This is a genomic window from Streptomyces sp. HmicA12 (assembly GCF_000373565.1).
Taxonomy (GTDB): Bacteria; Actinomycetota; Actinomycetes; order Streptomycetales; family Streptomycetaceae; genus Streptomyces.
Window position 1 is genome coordinate 699,598 of record NZ_KB891797.1, and the last position, 18,919, is coordinate 718,516.

At 70.6% G+C, this 18,919-nt stretch carries 19 protein-coding genes; 9 read left to right on the top strand and 10 right to left on the bottom strand.

Annotated elements, in window-relative coordinates; genetic code table 11:
• The 5 genes from B072_RS0103430 to B072_RS42275 form a co-directional block, all read right to left on the bottom strand.
• The gene (locus tag B072_RS0103430) at positions 1-777 is read right to left on the bottom strand and encodes a succinate dehydrogenase iron-sulfur subunit (protein ID WP_026245405.1); all 777 of its coding nucleotides are present in this window, start codon (positions 775-777) and stop codon (positions 1-3) included.
• Positions 777-2,531 carry a succinate dehydrogenase flavoprotein subunit gene (sdhA, locus tag B072_RS0103435; RefSeq protein ID WP_018528528.1) on the bottom strand — a complete coding sequence of 585 codons (1,755 nt, stop codon included), beginning with the start codon at positions 2,529-2,531 and terminating at the stop codon, positions 777-779. The genes B072_RS0103430 and sdhA overlap by 1 nt, the downstream gene beginning before the upstream one ends.
• A 19-nt stretch (positions 2,532-2,550) precedes the next feature.
• Positions 2,551-3,039, bottom strand: a complete 489-nt coding sequence (locus tag B072_RS0103440; RefSeq protein ID WP_018528529.1) for a succinate dehydrogenase hydrophobic membrane anchor subunit — start codon at positions 3,037-3,039, stop codon at positions 2,551-2,553.
• An 8-nt stretch (positions 3,040-3,047) separates the two neighbouring features.
• On the bottom strand, positions 3,048-3,428 hold the full coding sequence (gene sdhC / locus B072_RS0103445) for a succinate dehydrogenase, cytochrome b556 subunit (protein WP_078506261.1): 381 nt from the start codon (positions 3,426-3,428) through the stop codon (positions 3,048-3,050).
• A 150-nt stretch (positions 3,429-3,578) separates the two neighbouring features.
• Positions 3,579-4,136, bottom strand: a complete 558-nt coding sequence (locus B072_RS42275) for a 2-oxo-4-hydroxy-4-carboxy-5-ureidoimidazoline decarboxylase (protein ID WP_086020326.1) — start codon at positions 4,134-4,136, stop codon at positions 3,579-3,581.
• A gap of 309 nt (positions 4,137-4,445) precedes the next feature.
• On the opposite strand from B072_RS42275, the gene B072_RS0103455 reads away from it, so the two are divergent.
• The 3 genes from B072_RS0103455 to B072_RS0103465 all read left to right on the top strand — a co-directional run bounded on the left by B072_RS0103455 (position 4,446) and on the right by B072_RS0103465 (position 7,577).
• Positions 4,446-6,062: a beta-N-acetylhexosaminidase gene (locus tag B072_RS0103455; RefSeq protein ID WP_018528532.1), complete on the top strand. Its 1,617-nt coding sequence runs from the start codon at positions 4,446-4,448 to the stop codon at positions 6,060-6,062.
• A 71-nt stretch (positions 6,063-6,133) separates the two neighbouring features.
• The gene (locus B072_RS0103460; protein WP_018528533.1) at positions 6,134-6,973 is read left to right on the top strand and encodes a DUF4328 domain-containing protein; all 840 of its coding nucleotides are present in this window, start codon (positions 6,134-6,136) and stop codon (positions 6,971-6,973) included.
• A gap of 85 nt (positions 6,974-7,058) precedes the next feature.
• Complete coding sequence (locus B072_RS0103465) at positions 7,059-7,577, top strand: hypothetical protein (RefSeq protein ID WP_018528534.1); 519 nt, start codon at positions 7,059-7,061, stop codon at positions 7,575-7,577.
• 182 nt (positions 7,578-7,759) lie between these two features.
• On the opposite strand, the gene B072_RS0103470 is transcribed toward B072_RS0103465, so the two are convergent.
• A complete protein-coding gene (locus B072_RS0103470) occupies positions 7,760-9,319 on the bottom strand; it encodes an FAD-dependent oxidoreductase (RefSeq protein WP_018528535.1) in 1,560 nt (519 codons plus the stop codon).
• Positions 9,320-9,376: 57 nt separating this feature from the next.
• Here B072_RS0103470 and B072_RS42280 point away from each other — a divergent pair, with 57 nt between their 5' ends.
• The gene (locus B072_RS42280) at positions 9,377-9,982 is read left to right on the top strand and encodes a TetR/AcrR family transcriptional regulator (protein ID WP_018528536.1); all 606 of its coding nucleotides are present in this window, start codon (positions 9,377-9,379) and stop codon (positions 9,980-9,982) included.
• 44 nt (positions 9,983-10,026) lie between these two features.
• Here B072_RS42280 and B072_RS0103480 read toward each other — a convergent pair whose 3' ends face one another.
• Entirely contained in the window at positions 10,027-12,612 is a 2,586-nt protein-coding gene (locus B072_RS0103480) for an N-acetylmuramoyl-L-alanine amidase (RefSeq protein WP_324603816.1), read from the bottom strand.
• Between the two features lie 662 nt (positions 12,613-13,274).
• On the opposite strand from B072_RS0103480, the gene B072_RS42285 reads away from it, so the two are divergent.
• The 3 genes from B072_RS42285 (at position 13,275) to B072_RS0103495 (ending at position 15,654) form a co-directional block, all read left to right on the top strand.
• Entirely contained in the window at positions 13,275-13,550 is a 276-nt protein-coding gene (locus B072_RS42285; RefSeq protein WP_158689135.1) for a hypothetical protein, read from the top strand.
• A 5-nt stretch (positions 13,551-13,555) separates the two neighbouring features.
• Positions 13,556-13,921 carry a fic family toxin-antitoxin system, toxin component gene (locus tag B072_RS0103490; RefSeq protein WP_158689136.1) on the top strand — a complete coding sequence of 122 codons (366 nt, stop codon included), beginning with the start codon at positions 13,556-13,558 and terminating at the stop codon, positions 13,919-13,921.
• A gap of 164 nt (positions 13,922-14,085) precedes the next feature.
• Positions 14,086-15,654 carry an SMI1/KNR4 family protein gene (locus B072_RS0103495; RefSeq protein WP_018528539.1) on the top strand — a complete coding sequence of 523 codons (1,569 nt, stop codon included), beginning with the start codon at positions 14,086-14,088 and terminating at the stop codon, positions 15,652-15,654.
• 302 nt (positions 15,655-15,956) lie between these two features.
• Here the strand turns inward: B072_RS0103495 and B072_RS0103500 are convergent, their stop codons facing one another.
• The 3 genes from B072_RS0103500 to B072_RS0103510 are packed head-to-tail and all read right to left on the bottom strand — an operon-like array spanning position 15,957 to position 17,547.
• Positions 15,957-16,439, bottom strand: coding sequence for a hypothetical protein (locus tag B072_RS0103500; protein ID WP_018528540.1), 483 nt, complete (start codon positions 16,437-16,439; stop codon positions 15,957-15,959).
• Positions 16,440-16,442: 3 nt separating this feature from the next.
• Positions 16,443-16,736, bottom strand: a complete 294-nt coding sequence (locus B072_RS0103505) for a DUF397 domain-containing protein (protein WP_018528541.1) — start codon at positions 16,734-16,736, stop codon at positions 16,443-16,445.
• The gene (locus B072_RS0103510; protein ID WP_018528542.1) at positions 16,720-17,547 is read right to left on the bottom strand and encodes a helix-turn-helix domain-containing protein; all 828 of its coding nucleotides are present in this window, start codon (positions 17,545-17,547) and stop codon (positions 16,720-16,722) included. The genes B072_RS0103505 and B072_RS0103510 overlap by 17 nt, the downstream gene beginning before the upstream one ends.
• A 111-nt stretch (positions 17,548-17,658) precedes the next feature.
• Here B072_RS0103510 and B072_RS0103515 point away from each other — a divergent pair, with 111 nt between their 5' ends.
• Positions 17,659-17,883: a hypothetical protein gene (locus B072_RS0103515; protein WP_018528543.1), complete on the top strand. Its 225-nt coding sequence runs from the start codon at positions 17,659-17,661 to the stop codon at positions 17,881-17,883.
• A 123-nt stretch (positions 17,884-18,006) separates the two neighbouring features.
• A complete protein-coding gene (locus B072_RS42290; protein WP_018528544.1) occupies positions 18,007-18,867 on the top strand; it encodes a hypothetical protein in 861 nt (286 codons plus the stop codon).
• The last annotated feature ends 52 nt before the right edge of the window (positions 18,868-18,919 follow it).

Here is an 18,919-nt window from a genome sequence, read left to right on the forward strand (position 1 = left end):
TCAGAAGCGGCGCGTGATCAGCGCGCGCTTCACTTCCTGGATCGCCTTGGTGACCTCGATGCCGCGCGGGCAGGCGTCCGTGCAGTTGAACGTCGTGCGGCAACGCCACACACCGTCACGGTCGTTGAGGATCTCCAGGCGCTGCTCCCCGGCCTCGTCGCGCGAGTCGAAGATGAAGCGGTGGGCGTTCACGATGGCGGCCGGACCGAAGTACTGGCCGTCGTTCCAGAACACCGGGCAGGACGACGTGCACGCGGCGCACAGGATGCACTTGGTGGTGTCGTCGAAGCGGGCCCGGTCCTTGTCGGACTGGAGGCGCTCACGCGTCGGCTCGTTGCCGTTCGTGACGAGGAACGGCATGACGTCGCGGTACGCCTGGAAGAACGGGTCCATGTCCACGACCAGGTCCTTCAGGACCGTCAGGCCCTTGATGGCCTCGACCGTGATCGGCTTCTCGGGGTTGATGTCCTTGAGAAGCGTCTTGCAGGCCAGACGGTTCTTGCCGTTGATCCGCATCGCGTCGGAGCCGCAGATGCCGTGCGCGCAGGAGCGACGGAACGTCAGCGTGCCGTCCTGCTCCCACTTGATCTTGTGCAGCGCGTCGAGAACCCGCTCCTTGGGGTCCATCTCCAGCTGGAAGTCCTGCCAGGTCGACTCGTCGGAGACCTCCGAGTTGAACCGGCGCACGCGCAGCGTGATCGTGATGTACGGGGAGTCGGCGAAGCCGGGCTCGGGTGCGCCTGCCGCTTCCGCCTTGTCCATGGTCGGGGTAGCCATCAGTACTTACGCTCCATCGGCTGGTAGCGGGTCTGGACGACCGGCTTGTAGTCGAGACGGATCGACTCGGAGCCGTCGTCGCCGACCTCGCGGTACGCCATGGTGTGGCGCATGAAGTTGACGTCGTCCCGGGTCGGGAAGTCCTCGCGGTAGTGACCGCCGCGGGACTCCTTGCGGGCCAGGGCGGAGGTCGCCATGACCTCGGCCAGGTCGAGCAGGTTGCCCAGCTCGATGGCCTCAAGCAGGTCCGTGTTGAACCGCCGGCCCTTGTCCTGGATCGAGACGTTCTTGTAGCGGGCGCGCAGCTCGGCGATCTTCTCGACGGCCGTCTTGATCGTCTGCTCGGTGCGGAACACCATCACGTTGGCGTCCATGCACTCCTGCAGCTCGTTGCGGATGACCGCGACGCGCTCGGTACCCGTCGAGTTGCGCAGCCGCTCGACCTGCTCGACGACCAGCGACGCCGGGTCCTCGGGCAGCTCGACATAGCCGGCCTTGTGGGAGTACTCGGCGGCCGCGATGCCCGCACGACGCCCGAAGACGTTGATGTCGAGCAGCGAGTTGGTGCCGAGGCGGTTGGCGCCGTGCACCGAGACGCAGGCGACCTCACCGGCGGCGTACAGACCGGGGACGACGGTGGTGTTGTCCGCGAGGACCTCACCCTCGACGTTCGTCGGGATGCCGCCCATGGCGTAGTGCGCGGTCGGCTGGATCGGGATCGGGTCCGTGTAGGGCTCGATGCCGAGGTACGTGCGCGCGAACTCGGTGATGTCCGGAAGCTTGGCGTCGAGCTGCTCCGGCGGGAGGTGCGTGAGGTCGAGGTAGACGTGGTCGCCCTCGGGACCGCAGCCGCGGCCCTCACGGATCTCCGTGTAGATGGAGCGGGACACGACGTCACGGGACGCGAGGTCCTTCATGACCGGCGCGTACTTCTCCATGAAGCGCTCGCCGTCCTTGTTACGGAGGATGCCGCCCTCACCACGGGCGCCTTCCGTAAGGAGGATGCCCATGCGCCAGATGCCGGTCGGGTGGAACTGGAAGAACTCCATGTCCTCCAGCGGGATCCCGCGCCGGTAGCAGGCGGCCTGACCGTCGCCGGTCAGGGTGTGCGCGTTCGACGTCACCTTGAAGAACTTGCCGGTGCCGCCGGAGGCGTAGATGACCGCCTTGGCCTGGAAGACGTGGATCTCACCGGTCGCGAGCTCGTAGGCCACGACACCGGCGGACTTCTTGACGCCGTCTTCCTCGACGATCAGCTGGTCAAGGACGTAGAACTCGTTGAAGAACTCCACGCCCTCCTTGACGCAGTTCTGGTACAGCGTCTGGAGGATCATGTGGCCGGTGCGGTCCGCGGCGTAGCAGGACCGGCGGACCGGGGCCTCACCGTGGTTGCGCGAGTGGCCACCGAAACGGCGCTGGTCGATCGTGCCGTCGGGCGTCCGGTTGAACGGCAGGCCCATCTTCTCCAGGTCGAGGACCGAGTCGATGGCCTCCTTCGCCAGGATCTCGGCGGCGTCCTGGTCGACCAGGTAGTCGCCGCCCTTGATCGTGTCGAAGGTGTGCCACTCCCAGTTGTCCTCCTCCACGTTGGCCAGCGCGGCGGCCATGCCGCCCTGCGCGGCGCCCGTGTGGGAGCGGGTGGGGTAGAGCTTGGTCAGCACGGCGGTGCGGCTGCGCTTCGTCGACTCGATGGCCGCGCGCATGCCCGCGCCACCGGCGCCGACGATGACGGTGTCGTACTTGTGAATCTTCACGGTTTCGCTCGCCTCGGCTTTAACGGATGTTGGGGTCGAAGGTGAAGATCACCAGCGTGCCCAGCAGGACGGTGAAGACCGTCGCGGCGTACAGCAGGCCCTTCAGCCACATACGGGTGGTGGGGCGCTCGGCGTAGTCGTTGATCACGGTACGCAGGCCGTTGGCGCCGTGCAGCATCGCGAGCCACAGCATCAGCAGGTCCCAGCCCTGCCAGAACGGGGACGCCCAGCGGCCGGCCACGAAGGCGAAGCCGATCTTGGAGACGCCGCCGTCGAGCACGAGCTGGATCAGCAGGTGGCCGAGGACCAGGACGACGAGGACGACACCCGACAGGCGCATGAACAGCCAGGCGGCCATCTCGAAGTTGCCGCGCGTGGAGCGCGGGGTCTTCGAGGTGCGCTTGCGCGGGGCCTCGATGTACGGCGCGGGGTTGTCGACGTCGTAGAGGGCGACGCCCTCGACGGGGCCGACGCCGCTCGTCTTGGAGAGGTTGGTGTCAGCGGTCATGTCTGGCCTCAGCTCCCGAAGAGTTCACGGACGGCGTGGCCGAGGACGGGGTACAGGGCCCCGACCATCAGGACGACCCAGATGCCCACGACGGACCAGAGCATCTGCTTCTGGTAGCGCGGGCCCTTCGACCAGAAGTCGACGGCGATGACACGCAGGCCGTTGAGCGCGTGGAAGAGGATGGCGGCGACGAGGCCGTACTCCAGCAGCGCGACGATCGGCGTCTTGTAGGTGGAGACAACATCGTCGTACGACTCGGGCGAGACGCGGACGAGAGCGGTGTCCAGGACGTGTACGAACAGGAAGAAGAAAATGAGGACACCGGTGACTCGATGAGCCACCCACGACCACATGCCTTCCCGGCCGCGGTACAGCGTTCCAGCCGGCACGGAAGAACCCTCCGGGAGCGGGGACTGAGGGCCGCGCCGGCTTCACTGTCGGTCGGGCCCGGCCGGGTACGGTCCACCGGCCGCTCGTCATCGTATCGACGAGTTGTCGGGACACCCGCACGGGGGCCTTATGTGTGATCAAACAGGCAATCAAACAGGCACGTACGGGCTATTGCCGACGGTTTCCCGGGGTGCGGCGTCCGGGGTTCCGGTTCTGCTCGCCGGAAGATTCCGGACAAGTCGCGCGATCCGGCCCCGGGCGAGTCGCCGCAGTTCCTCGGCGGCGAGCACCCGCTCCTCTTCCTGGTCGTTGCCGAGGCGGTCGCGCAGGGCGCCGAGCACGTGGTTGAGCGCCTCGCCGGGTGCCGTCTCGTCCAGGCAGACGACGAAGTCGCGGCCGAAGCGGGACCGGTAGGCGGCGTGCGCCGCGGCGAGGGCGGTGTACGCGGCGGTGTAGGCGGCCGCGTCCGGCAGCAGCGGCAGCTCTTCCCGGGTCAGGGCCTCGACGGTGTCGTCCAGCGCGAGGTCGTACGACGCCTCGTCCGCGGCCGCGAGCAGCGCGTCCAGGTCCGGGTACGGGCGGTGCGCGGCGAGCCGGTGCGCCCAGGCGTGACTGCCGCAACAGGTGAGCAGCGCCTTCACGGCGAAGTCCTGCGGCAGTGCGTTGAAGTGGGTGAGTCCCCCGTGCGGTCCGGACTGGACCGGTATGGCCTGGTGTCCGGGTGCGTGAGGGGGGTGGTGCGCGGGCAGCGGATGCCTCCGGCGGCTGGTGGATGTTGTGCGGAGTTTGTGTGGTGCGGCGTTTTGTTTGTGGCGTAACGCTAGCGAGGGCTGATTGCGGGTGTCCGACGGATGCGCGAATTTCACCCGCACGGGGAGTTTGGCGGCCCGGGGTGGACAGGTGTGGGTGGGTGTCGTTGCGGGGTGCGCCTTTGCGGCGTAGCGATGATGAGCGTCGGCGGGTGCGGGTTTCGTCGTGGTAGCTCGCGCAGTTCCCCGCGCCCCTAGGGAGTTGAGGTGTACGTGGAGCGAGAGCGGAAGGTCCTTCTCGGTGGGGCCCTGGTCGTCGCCGGTGGAGCCGTGGTGCTCACGGCCGTGCTGTGGCCCGATGGTGAGGGCGGCTCGACGGGGGAGGCGCCCTCCGACGGGAAGTCGGCGGCGTCGGCCACGCCGTCGCCCAGCCGGTCGTACCCGCTGTCCTCGCCCCCGCGCACGATCCCCTCGGTGCGGGACTTCGCACCGGCGCACGGCCCCGGCTGGAAGCCGGGCGAGGGCGGGCGGGTCGTGGTGCGGGACGGGGAGCTCGACGACGAGGGGCGGCTGATCGCCGACGAACTGGGGCTCGCCTATGAAGGGGAGTCCGGCCGGGAGAGGGAGGCCGGGCCCGGGGACGTGGAGCTGGCGCTCGGCGGCGCGGACGGCGGGAACGGTGAGGACCCCGAGTCGTACCGGCTGACCGTCGGCGACGGGCGGGTGCGGATCGTCGCGCCGAGCGACAGCGGGGTGTTCTACGGGACGCGGACCCTCAAGCAGGAGGTGCACGGCGGGGCCACCGCGCCCGAGGGCGTCGTCGAGGACGAGCCCGCCAAGCCGCAGCGCGGGTTCAACCTCGACATCGCGCGCAAGCACTTCACGGCCGACTGGATCAAGGACCGGATCCGGGAGATCGGCGACCTCAAGTACAACCAGCTGGGTCTGCACTTCTCCGACGACCAGGCGTTCCGGATCGAGTCCGACACGCATCCCGAGATCGTCTCCGCCGACCGGCTGAGCAAGGCGCAGGTCCGGGAGATCCTGTCGCTCGCCGCGCAGCGGCACATCACCGTCGTGCCGGAGATCGACTCGCCCGGGCACCTGGGCGCCGTCATCAAGGCCCACCCCGATCTGCAGCTGCGCGACGCGGGCGGACTGCCGGCCCGCGGTGCCGTCGACATCTCGAAGCCGGCCGCCGCGGACATCGTCGACGACCTGCTGAAGGAGTACGCGCAGCTGTTCAAGGGCGCGTACTGGCATCTGGGCGCCGACGAGTACCGGGCCCTGATGAAGACGAACCCGGAGGCGTCCTACCCGCAGCTGGCGCGCGCCGCGCGGCAGAGGTACGGGGCGAACGCGCGGGTGCAGGACCTCGCCACGGGATGGCTCAACGACCGGGCGAAGACCATGGCCCCGTACGACCGGAAGCTGAAGGCCTGGAACGACGGGTTCTTCACGGGCGGGGTCGTCGACGCGGACAAGGATGTCGAGGTCGCGTACTGGACCGGCAAGGAGTACAGCGCGCGGGAGCCGGTCTCGTACCTGAGCGCGGGCCGCAAGGTCACCAACTACAACGACGAGTACCTCTACTACGTGCTCGGGCAGCCCAACACCTTCGTCTATCCGACCGGGCAGCGGATCTACGAGAGCTGGACGCCGCTCGTCCTGCGCGGCACGACGCCGGTCCCCGCCAAGTACGACGACCAGATCCTGGGCGGCTCCTTCGCCGTGTGGTGCGATCTCGCGCAGTCACAGACCGCGGAGCAGGTCGCGCGGGGGATCCGGATGCCGCTGCGGGCCACCGTGCAGAAGCTGTGGGACGCGCGTGAGCCCGAGCCGACGTGGGCGCAGTTCGTGGACCTCGCGGACCGCCTGGGCTGAGGTAAAGTCCGCAGGTCGCGCGGCCGGGGGGCCGGAGGGAACGCGGCGGTCCCTGGGGAGGGTGCGCGGCCGTGCTGTGCAGAAGATGCGGGAAGAATCGGGCGCTGGTCGAGGACGGGCTGTGCTCGCGGTGCGCGGACGCCGCGTTCGCGGAGCTGACGCCCGCGCCGGGGCGCGAGCCGGTCGCGGACGCGCCGCTGCCGCCGCCGGTGCCGTCCGCGCCGTACGACCCGACGGCCCGGTGGGCGCTGCTGCGCTCGCCGAACCGGCTCGCCACGGTGGCCGTCGCGCTGCTGTGCCTGGTCGTCGCGGCCGATCTGGTGGCCGTCGCCGCGGGCATCGGGGAGTACCGGCTGGCGTCCGACGCGACGGCCGGTGACTGGTCGGTCCTCTACGACAGCGACGCGCGGCGCCTCGACGACCTGTACGTGTGGTCGGGCCGGATCCAGCTGCTGACGCTGGTCGCCTCGGCGGTCGGCTTCATCGCCTGGTTCCTGCGGGTGCGGGACAACGCCCATGTGTTCGTCCCGTCCGGGCAGAGCAAGGCACGGGCGTGGGTGATCTTCGGGTTCGTCGTGCCGATCGTCAGCCTCTGGTTCCCGCGCCGCATCGCGCTCGACACCTGGCACGCCAGCGCCGGCGAGCCCGAACTCGGCCGCGCGCGGACCTGGATGGTCGAGCTGTGGTGGTTCCTGTGGCTCGGGGACCTGTTCGTGGGGCGGTTCGCGAGCCGTATGGACGGCCGTGCCGAGACCCCCGACGAGATCATGTCGGGCATCGGGCTGCTGGTCTTCAGCGACGTGCTCGACATCGTGGCCGCCATCGCCGCCATCGCCTTCGTGCGGTCCCTGACGCGGCTGCAGAACGAAAAGGTGCAGGGGTCGACCGTGCCCGGTCCGGTCGCCGCCTAGTTCGGGCCTTTTGGTGGCGAAGTCCCGTACAGCTGTGGTCTATTCGGCCTGAGTCGCGAAGAAGTACGGGGACGGGGGCACGGGCATGGGCTACTGGGGCTATTACGTGGTGGCCAGAAGCGAGCACCCACTGAAGGGGCTCGACGCGCTGGGCGGCGTACGGGACGAGCTGGCGCTCCTGGAGGAGCGGGCCGACAGATGGCAGGTGTGGGAGTGCCCCGGCGGTGGCGGCGAGGGGCAGCAGACGCCGGACGTGGGGAGCATGAACACCCTTGCGGCGGAGACGGGTTCGCCCGCGCTGTTCGCCTACGTCATGGACAGCCGCTGCGCCGTCGTCGAGGCGGCCGCGCCGCACAGCGGGGCCTGGACGACGTGTCTGGGCCGCGCCGAGATGGCCGGATACCTCGGCGGGGACGAGATCGCCCTGGAGGACTACTTCCTGCCGCCGGGCGACGCCGCCGAGCGTGCTGTCGCCTGGGCCGCCGAGGGTGGGCGGACGGTCGGCGGGGCGCCGCTGCTCGACGTGCTGCGGGCCCGGCCGGAGCCGTCGGCGGAGGAGCTGTTCTTCCGCTTCCTCGACCGGCTGGGCGTGGTCGCGAGGTGAGGAGCTGTGTCACGACCCCGTGTGGTGACACAGCTGCTGATCGCCGCCCCGTGACCGGCCGCGCACGTGGCCCGGACCCGGCCGCCCCCTCCTGCGACCGGGGCCGTGCCCGTGGGAGGTAGTGAGTAACCCATGCGCGGGCGCCGGCGCAAGCGGGGGCGCAAATCGGGCGGGCGGGCCGGTCAGCCGATCCAGCGGGCCAGTGCCTCCGGCAGCCCGTCGCAGGTGTCGGTGTCCGCCGCCCACGCCACACATCCGTCGGGCCGCACGAGCAGGGCGGCCGGCGTCGGGTGACCGGGGCTCGTCGTCGTCACGACGGTGAGGCGGCCGGGGTCGTGGTCGGCCGCGTGCTTCCGTACGGCCGCCGAGTCCGCGAGGTCGAGCAGGAGCGCGCGGCCGGTGTGCAGGTGGTCGGCGAGCCGGGTGCCGTCGGCGAGTTCGAGGTCGGGGGCGCTGCGGCCGACGAGGGGATGGTCGACCGCGTCCGGCAGGGGGCAGCGCTGCTCGACACCGGAGATCTTCTTGACGAAGTACGTGGTGCCGGTGACGGTGCCGAGCAGGTCGCCGACGACGGCGCGCAGCGCGCGGGCGTGCCGGTCCGGGCGCATGACCGCGATCTGGGCGCGGGTCCACTCCAGGACCCAGGCGCCGATGGGGTGCCGTTCGGCGGTGTACGTGTCGAGGAGGCCGGCCGGGGCGGTGCCGCGGACCGTGGCCGCCAGCTTCCAGCCCAGGTTCATGGCGTCGCCGATGCCGAGGTTGAGGCCCTGCCCGCCGAACGGGGAGTGGACGTGCGCGGCGTCGCCCGCGAGCAGGACGCGGCCCTTGCGGTAGGTGGTGGCCTGACGGGCGTTGTCGGTGAAGCGGGTCGCGGAGCGGATGGCGGTGACGGTCACGTCGACGCCGGTGACGCCCCGGATGCTCGCGGTCAACTCGGTCTCGGTGACGGGGGATTCGCGGTCGGCGGGCGGTCCGTCGAACTCGACGGTGAGGATGCGGCCCGGCATCGGGCCGTACGCGTACACGCCGGTGCAGGTGGTGTTCCAGCCGGGCCGCAGGGCCTCGCCGCCGGTCATCTCCACGAGTGCCTGGTGGCCGGTGATCTCGGGTGGGGTGCCGGGGAAGTCGAACCCGGCGAGCTTGCGCACCCGGCTGCGGCCGCCGTCGCAGCCCACGAGCCAGGACGCGCGCAGGACGGATCCGTCGGAGACGCGCACGGTGATCCCGTCGGCGGTCTCCTGAAACTCCGTCAATTCCCTTCCCCTGTACATCAGTACGCCCAGTTCACCGGCCCGGCGCTCCAGCAGCTCCTCCAGCTGGGCCTGGGCGAGGAAGCCGACGTCGGCCGCGGGTCCCTTGCCCTGGAACTCCGGGTCGCCCTCGTCGAGGAGCGCGCCGTCCAGCGGGAGCCCCGCGAAGTGTCCGGCGAACTTGGGCGGCACCTTGCGGCCGTGCTGGCCGTGCCGGTCGGAGGCGCCCCCGCTCTCGCGCAGGAACGCCCGGAAGCGCTCCATCGCGGCGTGCTGCACGCGCTCCATCTCGGGCAGGAAGCCGCGCCGGTAAAGGGCCTCGGCGGACGGGGAGTTGATGGCCCCGGCCTTGATCGTGTGATCGATCGCGGTGAGGCGTTCCAGTACGGCGACGCTCGCGCCGCCGAGCCTCAGTTCACAGGCGAGCAGCAGGCCGACCGGCCCGCCGCCGCACACGACTACGTCCACAGGTGCGTCCGTGATGGCGTCCATGCATTTCACTATAGTCACTAAAACTTTGTAGTGGCTATAGTGAACTCCGTGAGCGGCTTGAGAGAGCAGAAGAAGGCACGGACCCGGCAGCACATCACCGACACGGCGACCCTGCTGTTCAGGGAGCGCGGGTTCGACGAGGTGACCGTCGCGGAGGTGGCCCGGGAGGCCGGCGTCTCCACGATGACGGTCTTCAACCACTTCCCGCGCAAGGAGGACCTGCTGCTCGACCGCATCCCGGAGACGGTCGACCTCGTGACGCGGGCCGTCGAGGAGCGCGCCGAGGGCGAGACCCCGCTCGCCGCGCTGCGCCGCCTGATGCTCGAACTCGTCGACCAGCGGCACCCGTTGGGCGCGATCGGCGACACGTTCGTCTGGCTGTGGCGCGTCGTGCTCGGCTCGGCGGCGCTGCGGGCGAGGGCGCGGGAGGGCGTGGAGGAGGTCGAGGCCGCGCTGGCGGGCGCCCTCGACCGGGCCGGTGAGCCGCGGGCGCGGCTGACGGCCGCGCTGGTCGTCGCGGGGTGCCGGGTGGCGTACGTGGAATCCGCCGGGCGGCAGCTGGCGGGGGAGCGGGCCGATGACGTGGTCGCGGACCACAGGGCGGCGGTCGGTGAGCTCTTCGACGTACTGCAGGGGGTACACGACAGGGCCGCGGGGGACTGAGCGGCCCCCACGGCCCTGTCGGTCGATCGGTGTGAACTGCCGGGTTACGGCGCCAGGTTGGTGCCCAGGCGGGCGCCGGCCTTTGTGCCGAGCTGGGTGACGCCGTAGTACTTGGACGTCGACAGGCCCAGGCCGCTGCTGTTGCTCGGCACGTACAGCAGCGTGCCGTTGCCCGTGTCCTCGCCCGCGGCGCCGATCACCAGGTCGGCCCGGCCGTAGCCGGACAGGTCGGCGAGAGCCACCGAGGAGCCGAAGTTGTCGTCCGTCTCGGTCGAGCCGGGGACGCCCGGCTCGTCCTGCGAGATCGCGATCGCGCCGGTGCCGGTCAGGCCGCCGGACGAGCCCTTCAGAAGCAGCGACGTTCCGGCGTTGGAGCGGTTCGAGGTGCGGGTGATGTCCTCGTTCGGGGCGCCGGTCAGGACGTCCGCGTAACCATCGTTGTTGTAGTCGCCGACCGCGACCGAGGCGCCCATGGCGTCGCCGGCCTCGGACGCGCCGGGGACGCCGCTCGTGGACTGGTGGACCGTCGTGACGCTGGTGCCGAGGCCCGTGCCGGCCACGCCGTAGACCGCGGTGACCTGGCCGCCGGAGTGGGCGGCGGACTCGGAGGTGTAGGGCTGGCCGATGACGATGTCGTCGACGCCGTTGCCGTTGATGTCGCCGGCGGCGATGGAGCGGCCGCCCTTGACCGACAGGGTGGCCACCTTGCGCAGGCCGCCCGCGCCGCCCTTGTACCAGACGACCTTGCCGAGGCCGGCGCCGTCGCGGTAGTTGAGGGCGACGTCCGCGTAGCCGTCCTGGTTGAAGTCGCCGGACGCGGCGTCCGCGTAGGACAGGTTGTCCTCGCTGGTGGTGAGCATGCCGTCGCTGTCCCAGCCGTCGCCGTAGCGGGCGCTCCACGTGCCGCCGACGCCGGTGGACGCGGCGAACACGTCGGCCTTGCCGTCGGCGTTGAAGTCGCCGACCGCGACGGCCGAGCCGAAGCGGGCGTTCGTCAGGTCGTAGCTGCCGTCGAGGTTCACGCCGGTGCCGGTGGTGAAGTCCGGGCCGTACACGATGGTGTAGGCGCCGCGGTTCGTGTGGCCGGTGGTGTCGTCCTCGCCGGGCTGGCCGATGGCGATGTCGGCGTAGCCGTCACCGTTGATGTCGCCGGTCGCGGTGGACGCGCCGAACTCGTCGCCGCTCTCGCCCGCGCCGGGGATGTCCCCGCTGGACTGCGAGATCAGCTTCTTGCCGGTGGTCGTCGGACCGGACGCGCTGCCCGGGACGAGGGCGACCTGGCCGCCGCTGGAGCCCTTCGGGATGCCGGCGACGATGTCGGAGGTGGCGTCGCCGACGACGTTCTGGGAGGGCAGGGCGTGCGAGATGCCGGGGGTGGCGGCGAGCGTGGCGACGCGGCTCAGCTTCGGGTACAGGTTCGCGCCGGGGCACAGCGTGGAGTTGGTGTCCTTGTGGCCGAAGACGCGGGGCAGCGTGATGGACTTGCCCAGGGCGACCTTGTTGCCGTCGACGCCGAGGTCACCGTTGGACTGGAGGGTCACCGTGCCGGCCGGCGAGACGCCGTACTGGCCGAACTTCCAGGCGACGACCCGCGCGATGGCGTCGAGCGCGGCCTTGGTCGGCTTGGCCGACTCGAAGTTGCCGATGTAGGAGATGCCGACCGTGTCGGTGTTGAACCCGTAGTCGTGGGCGCCGTGCACCGGCAGGTCCATGCCGCCGCTGCGGCCTTCGAAGATCTGGCCGCAGCGGTCGACCACGAAGTTGTAGCCGATGTCGTAGTAGCCCTTGGATATGTGGTCCTGCTGGATCTCGCGCAGTCGCTTGGCGGACTGGGAGCAGGGCACCTGGTTGTCGGAGTCGACACCCGTGTGGTGGACGACGGCGGCCTTGATCTCCGTGTCGTACGAGGGCGTGCCGTCGTAGTTGGTGCCCGCGCCCCACTGGGCCTGCGTGATGATCCTCGGCTTGACGACCGTCGACGGGCGGGGCTCGGGGACCGTCTCGGTCGGGGTGGGCGAGGCGGTGTCCGCGGGCGCTGAGGACGCCGGTGCGGAGCTCGCCGGTGCGGTGGTCTCCGGCGCGGTGGTCTCCGCATCCGTCGTGGCCGAGGCCGTGGCCGTGGCGGAGCCGGTGGTGGCCGGGGCCGTCGTCTCCTCGGAGTACGCGGCCGGCTCGATGCCGGTGCTCTTTCCCTTGGCGGAGCCGGTGCCCGGGTCGATCAGCTTGACGTCCATGCCGGACGGCAGGTCGGACGCCTTGCCGTCGGCGTCGACCACCCGCACCTCGACGCCGTCCGCGTCGGCCTTGGTCGGCACGGACGCGGTACCACCGCGGATCGCGGAGCGCTCGCGCTCGGCGCCGTCGGTGTCGTTGGTCTCCTTCGGCAGCGTCGTCCACGCGCTCCAGTCGCCCGACTCCGCGTCGCGCGAGCGGAACTGGGCCGTGCCGTCGATCTGGTCCTTGGGGTCGGCCCACGTCACCGACACGGCGCTGAAGAGCTCCGTCGACTTCTGCGGTACGACCTTGCGGTCACTCTTCGTCCGCAGGCTCACCGAGTGCACGGCCGCTGCGCGGGCCTCGGCGGGGTGGCCCGCCGAGCTGCCCGGGTCGGCCATCGCGTACGTCACCACGCCCGCCCCACCGAGCGCGACCGCGCCGACCGTGATCCATGCCCTCCGCTTGAGACTCAGCGGCTTGTACGCATGCGTAGCGCGTGCGTCCTGCGCTTTTCCTCGCGAATGTCGCGGGCTCAAATGCCCCACCCCTTGAAGAAGTTCACAAATGCCCCCCGCGTCACGCGGGTCGTTGTCCTATTCAGCGAAAGACCTTCGAAGAACGTCACACGTTGTGCGGATGTGCTGTAGGTCACTGGGTGAGCTCCGAGCCGAGTCCGGTGCCGGATGTGGTGCCCGTGGCGAAGGAACGACGGTGGTGGTCGGGCACGGGTTCTGGTCGGGGGCGTGAGATTCGCCTTCATGGGTGTCCGTTGCGTCCGCGTGGGGGCTGGCGTGGGGGCTGGCGTGCGGGCGTCTCGCGGGGCGGAGCGTGTGGGGCGCCGTCGGTGTCGCAGTGGTGGCGACCTTCGGATGCTGGTGGGTGGCGGTGGCTGTGTGCGGTGCCCCTGCGGGCTATCCCGTGAGCGTTCCGGAGTGCGCTCCGGACAACGTGCCGGGGTGGTGGCCTGCGTGGCTGCCGGTGTGACTCGGATGCGGGGCGTCGCAGCGTCACCCTTGTGCGGGATGTTCCGGGGAACCCTCATAGTTCTCGTGGCTGCATCGCTAGCTTTGCAGCCATGGAGATGAAGACGGTCACGATAAGGCTCCGTGCGGATGAGCTCGATGCGGTGCGGCGGCGGGCGGAGGCACAGGGGAAGAGCCTTCAGGCGCACATGCATGACACCTTGCTCGCCGAGTCCGTGGAGGCTGACCGGTTGCTGCGGAGGTCGGTGCGGGATGGTGTGGCTCGGTACGCGGAGGCGTTCGCGGAGGCCGATCGTGAGAACGACCGCCGTCTCGCCGCGCGGCGGGCGGCGGACTGCGATGCGGAGTTGGAGCCCGGCGAGTGGTGATCCGCATGGAACTGCCCCAGCTGCTGACCGTCGCCGAGACGCTCCCGCGCGACCCGCAGATCGACGATCTCGGCATCCTGACAGCTGCCTGCGACCGGGCGTTCGCCGTTGCGCTGGAGCGCGAGGTCTACCCCACGCTTCGCTATAAGGCGGCCGCGCTGCTGGAGCAGTTGGCACGTCACGACGCGTTGGAGCACAGCAATCTGCAGTTCGCCTGGCTGGCCGTGTGCGAGTTCGCTCGGTTGAACGGGTACCGGCTGGACGCGGAGCCCAAGGATGCCCGGGATCTGGTGGTGGGGATCCGCGCCTACGAGGTTGATGTTCGGGACGCGGCCAGGGCGATCTCCTCCTGGTGGGAGCCAGTCGGCTGAGTCCCTGGCGGCACGTCAGGCCGGGGCGTTTCATCCGGAATGTGTCGAGGGTCGCGGGCGCATCGCGGCCCGTTGTATAACCGGGCCGCTGCCGGACGCCCTGGTCCGGTGTGCCCCCGGTCCTGTCGAAGGGATGCTTCGTGCTGCCCGAAATACCCTGCCCCGTGGATCCGGTGGTGCGGCCCGTCGTCGAGGCGATCGTCGCGGGTGCGCCGGACGGCTGGACGGACGCCGTGCTGCACGGTCGTACGGGGCGCGGCGGGACGTCCCTACAGGGTGGTTACAGCGCCCGGGGTACGCGACTGACGGGTGCCTTCCTGCCCAACTCCTTCGCGGAACTGATGCGGTTGGGGGAGGTGTTGCGGTCCGCGTACGGCTGGGAGCCGGTCAGCTTCGAGCTCCGCTGCACGCCGTCCGGCACGTACCGCTTCGTCGCCTTCGACGAATCGGTGACGTACGAGAACGGGGACGGGTTCCAGGTGGTGCTCGACCCGGAGTACCGGCTGCCGCAGCCGGGGGAGCGGCAGGAGGCCGGGACCGCCGGGCCCGCGGGTGACCCGGGGCTCGCCGTGGCCCGGATGCGGGAGCTGCTCGCGCGGCGGGCCGCCCTCCTCGGGCGCCCCGACCAACTGCCGCCGCCCGCAACGGAGTCCGCGCTCCTCGACGCCGAACGCCGCATCGGGCGGCCGCTGCCCGCCGACCTGCGTGCGCTGTACGGGCAGGTCGCCGACGGGGACGACCATGCCGGGGTGTTCCGTGACGGCGACTGGCTGCCGCTCAGGAGCCTTGTCGCCGACTCCCAGGAGGGTGTGTGGGAGGGCGAACGCCCTTGGTTCGGCTGGGATTTGGAGTGGAACGCGGTCGTCCTGGACGCCGTTCCCACGGACACCGTGCGCCGCTGCGGGCACCACCGGGGCTGGCTGCCCTTCCTGACCCACTACGACGGCAACTTCGTCTCCGCCGACACCGTCCCCGCCCGCGACGGCCGCCCCGGCCAGCTCATCGGCACCGGCCGTGACCACGACGGCGGGCCCGCCTACATCGCCGACTCGGTCACCTCGCTCCTCGGCCACTATCTGGAACTCCTCGACCAGGGCGCGTACGAGCACGAAGCGGCCGGAGCGGACGGTACGGGCGGGCGGCTGACTCTGCGGCACCCGCACCACGAGGAGAGCCCGGTGCAGCACATCGGCGGCGGCATACCGGCCGAGGTGCCGGCCGGCCTCCAGGCGATCCACATCAACGACCAGGCCGAGCCCGTCGACCTCGCCCCGCTCGCCGCAGCCCCGGCCCTGCGCCTGCTGCACCTCAACCGTTCCACCGCGCTCGGTCTGACGCCCGTACGCGCCCTGCCGGTCGAGTCCCTGCGGGTCACCCTCGCCGACGGCGATCTGAGCGCGCTCGCGGGGCATCCGTGGCTCGCCGCGCTGGAGGTGACCTGCGCGGCCCCGACGGACGTGGCGGTGCTGCGCACGCTGCCCGAGCTGCGCGGACTCGACCTGTCCGGCGCTGACGTACGGCAGTTGCCCGCCCTCGGTGAGCTGTCCGGCCTGCGCTATCTCGCCCTCGGCGCGGAGCAGTGGGCGGCCCTTCTCGACGAGGGGAAGGCACCGGCCGGGCTCGCCGCCGCTCAACTGGTCGGTGCGGACGTCACGTTCGAGGAGGCGCTGCGCTGGGCCGCGCGGCTCGGACACGACACCGGCGCCGCGCTCGTGGCGGTGTCCGAGGGCTGAGGGACCGGCGCCGCGTTCTTGGAAGCGTACTTCTGGGAAGTGCACTTCTGGGAATGACGGTGGCGGTGGTCGGGGCACGGGCTCCGGCCGGGGAACGTGGGACTCGCCTTCCTGGATGTCCGTTGTGTTCGGGTGGTGGCGGCTGATCGAGCGGTGCGCTCAACTCGCCGGTCAGGACGGTCGTGGGTGGGGAGGGGCTGCGGTGCTGGGGCTTTCGTCGGCGGGTGGTGATCTGAGCCCTCGCCGCCCGTTGATGGTCCGCTGGTGTGGGGCGGCTCGATAGACGGGGACGCGTTCTTTTTTTAGCCGTACGGGTTGAGTGCCCAGAAGCGAACGGTGTCGCTGCGACGGTCGAACCACAGTTTGGTGAGGTGGCCGCTGTCGGCGCGGTCGAGTTCGTGTGACCGGACCCATTGAGGGTTCTCCGGTCCCTCGCCCTGGAGCGGTTTCTCGAACCACGAAGAGAAGCCATCGGCCTCCTCGGAGAAGAAGGCGTGGGCCGCCGTCAGCTCGGCGAGTTTCCCCGGTCTCAGCCGGGCGAAGCCCGAGATCACCAGTTCCGACGACGGGACGCCCCGGTCATTGTCGCGGCTGCTCACCCACTGGGCGTCGGTGAGCGGGCCCAGCAGCGGGAACGCCCGCTCCAGTGGAGTGGTGTCGGTGTGCCAGTCCCCCTCGTCGTGGGTCGTCGCCCTACGCAGGGCCCACCAGGCGGGCAGGACCGCCAGCCCCGCCCCGATCCCGAGCAGCTTCCGCCGCGTCGACCCGGCCCCGGCCACGTACATGCCCTACGCCGCGTCGCTCGTGACCGCCGCCACGAACGCCGTCCACGCCCCGGCCCCGAACACGATCGCCGGACCGGTCGCGTGCTTGCTGTCGCGGACGGGGACGTGGGTGGGGCGGGCGGTGTCGTTGACCTCAAGGCAGTCGCCGCTGTCGCCGCCGCTGTACGTGGACTTGCGCCAGGCGTCGCTGACTTCGAGGCAGTCGCCGCTGCTGCCGCCGCTGTAACTGGACTTGCGCCACATCGTCAGGGCGGAGGCGTCCGGGATCGTCGCGGGCTGCTCACTCACGTTGCTCATGCTCGTAATCCTTTGCGATGGAACGGATCAGCGCCAGGGACTTCTGGTGCGACAGGGCGTCGCCCATGGCGTGATCGTAGGCCGCCTGGCATTGCCGTACCACGGACGGGACTTCGAGCACCCGGCCCGTCTTCAGTCCCTCCACGTACGCGACGGGTGGCAGGTCCTCGAACCACATCAAGGAGACGAAGCCTTCCATCAGCGCGTGGTAGCCCACGGAGAAGGGCAGTACGTGCACGCGGATGCGGTGGCTTTCGCCCAATCCGACGATGTGACAGAGCTGCTCGCACATCACTCCCGGGCCACCGACCGGGCGGCGCAGTACGGCCTCGTCGAGGAGTGTCCACACCACCGGGCTCTCGAAGTCGTCGAGAACGCGTGCGCGGCGGAGGCGTGTGACAAGGAGCTTGTCACGTGCCTCCGGGGTCTTGGGCGGGAAGCCCGACGCCAGCACTTCCCCCGCGTAGGCGGGGGTTTGGAGGAGGCCCGGGACGAGCTTCGGCCCGTAGACCCTGATCGTCGTCGCCTGCTCCTCCAGGCGCAGCGCCTCCTCGAAGTGCTCCGCCACCGTGCCCTCGCCCTGCGTCGGCAGGAACGTCTCGAAGACGCCGCCCGTGTCGAGCACCTTGTCGAGGCGCCGGGCGTCGTCCAGGGCCGGTCTGCGCCGCCCCGCCTCGATGTGTGCGATGTGCGTGCGCGACATGACCGCGCGCACGCTCAGCTCCTCCTGCGTGAGTCCGGCCGCCTCGCGGCGCCGCCGCAGTTCCTCGCCGTAGCTGGTACGTGATCCGGGGTTGTCCTCGACAGCCATACGTAACTCCCGTATGTGACAGATCAGTTGTCACGCGCGAACCTCTGGCGAGCCTAGCTGCGACGACGCCACGCTGTGACCGTTTCCATGCGGAAAGTGAGGAGCGGTGCGATGGGAGTTCCGTACGGCGAGGGCGCGTACGTCGCCCATGCCGAGACCGATGTCTACGGGCCGGGCAGAGTGCTGGCCGTGGAGGGCGAGTTGAGGCGGGTGCGGTTCGTGTACTTCGTCGCCACGGTGGGGGTCGAGGTGCTGCGGGCCGCGAGTGACGGCGAGGAGGCGTGGGTGCGGGCCTGGATCGCGGAGCGGCGGCAGCGGTACGGCAACCAGTGGTGATTACGGTAAGTGGCCATCCCGTGACGGAAGTTGCGCTACGGTTGCCGAAACTTAAGCGGCCCAAGACGCCGGTAGCAGCCAGCGTCGAGGGCCTTCATCCTCAGTGGAAATGAGTCCACCGGAATGCTCCGCCATGCTATCCCTCCGACTGGTTCCTTCAGTCAGGTTCCGAACCACCTCATCCGGCATCCCCGGCTGAGCGCCGACGCGCTGCGGCTGCTCCTCTGGCAGCTCTCCCTTCCGGCCGACGCCCGTGACTCCCTCTCCAAGACCGCCGAGAAGGCCGGCCTCGGCAAGTGCGCCTTCCTGCGCGCCAAGCGGCAGTTGAAGGCCGAAGGGCATCTGCACGAGTGGCGCACGCAGGGGGACCGGGGGAGGTGGGAGACCGTGCAGCTCGTGTCCAGTACGCCGCTGAGCGCCGAGGAAGCCGTCGTCGTACGGGACGGGGAACCGGCGGGCGGCAACCCGGCGGGCGCCTCTCCGGCCGTCGGTGAGCCGACCCGCCGGGCCGTCGGCCGTCATCCAGGGCAAGATCCTGGGGACAACACCTCCAACCCTCCGGCGCCCGAAGCGGGCGAGGCGGGCGAGGTGGGCGACGGTGACCCGGCCGCTCAATTCGTCGCGGGGCTGCCGGAGTTGGACGCGCGCCTGCGCATCCCGCGCTCCATGGTCGCCGAACTCGCCGCCCGCGTGAGGGACTGGTTCGGGCGCGGGCACACGGCCGCCAGCCTGTGGCAGCACATCCGCCGCAACCTGCCGGGTCGGCTCGGCTGGATCGAGCGGCCCGGCGGACTGCTGAGGTACGTACTCGCGGACGTTCCTCCGGTCGCCGTCGCCGAGGCCGTCCATATCCCCGTACAGCGGCAGGCTCCCGTCCCGCGCGTCTCGCGGATGCGGGAGTGCGAGGGGGACGGGCATGTGCAGGCCACGCTGTTCCTGCCGGGCGGGGACGACGAGACGCTGTGCGGGGCCTGCCGCGCGTGAACGTGGCGCCTGGCGGGTGGGGCAGGGATCGGACATAAGGGCGGCGTAGGCA

Coding starts and splice junctions, on each gene's coding strand:
- B072_RS0103430 (WP_026245405.1), bottom strand. CDS start 777: ATGGCTACCCCGACCATGGACAAGGCGGAAGCGGCAGGCGCACCCGAG.
- B072_RS0103440 (WP_018528529.1), bottom strand. CDS start 3,039: ATGACCGCTGACACCAACCTCTCCAAGACGAGCGGCGTCGGCCCCGTC.
- B072_RS0103465 (WP_018528534.1), top strand. CDS start 7,059: ATGGGCTACTGGGGCTATTACGTGGTGGCCAGAAGCGAGCACCCACTG.
- B072_RS0103470 (WP_018528535.1), bottom strand. CDS start 9,319: ATGGACGCCATCACGGACGCACCTGTGGACGTAGTCGTGTGCGGCGGC.
- B072_RS42285 (WP_158689135.1), top strand. CDS start 13,275: ATGGAGATGAAGACGGTCACGATAAGGCTCCGTGCGGATGAGCTCGAT.
- B072_RS0103490 (WP_158689136.1), top strand. CDS start 13,556: ATGGAACTGCCCCAGCTGCTGACCGTCGCCGAGACGCTCCCGCGCGAC.
- B072_RS0103500 (WP_018528540.1), bottom strand. CDS start 16,439: ATGTACGTGGCCGGGGCCGGGTCGACGCGGCGGAAGCTGCTCGGGATC.
- B072_RS0103505 (WP_018528541.1), bottom strand. CDS start 16,736: ATGAGCAACGTGAGTGAGCAGCCCGCGACGATCCCGGACGCCTCCGCC.
- B072_RS0103510 (WP_018528542.1), bottom strand. CDS start 17,547: ATGGCTGTCGAGGACAACCCCGGATCACGTACCAGCTACGGCGAGGAA.
- B072_RS0103515 (WP_018528543.1), top strand. CDS start 17,659: ATGGGAGTTCCGTACGGCGAGGGCGCGTACGTCGCCCATGCCGAGACC.
- B072_RS42290 (WP_018528544.1), top strand. CDS start 18,007: ATGCTCCGCCATGCTATCCCTCCGACTGGTTCCTTCAGTCAGGTTCCG.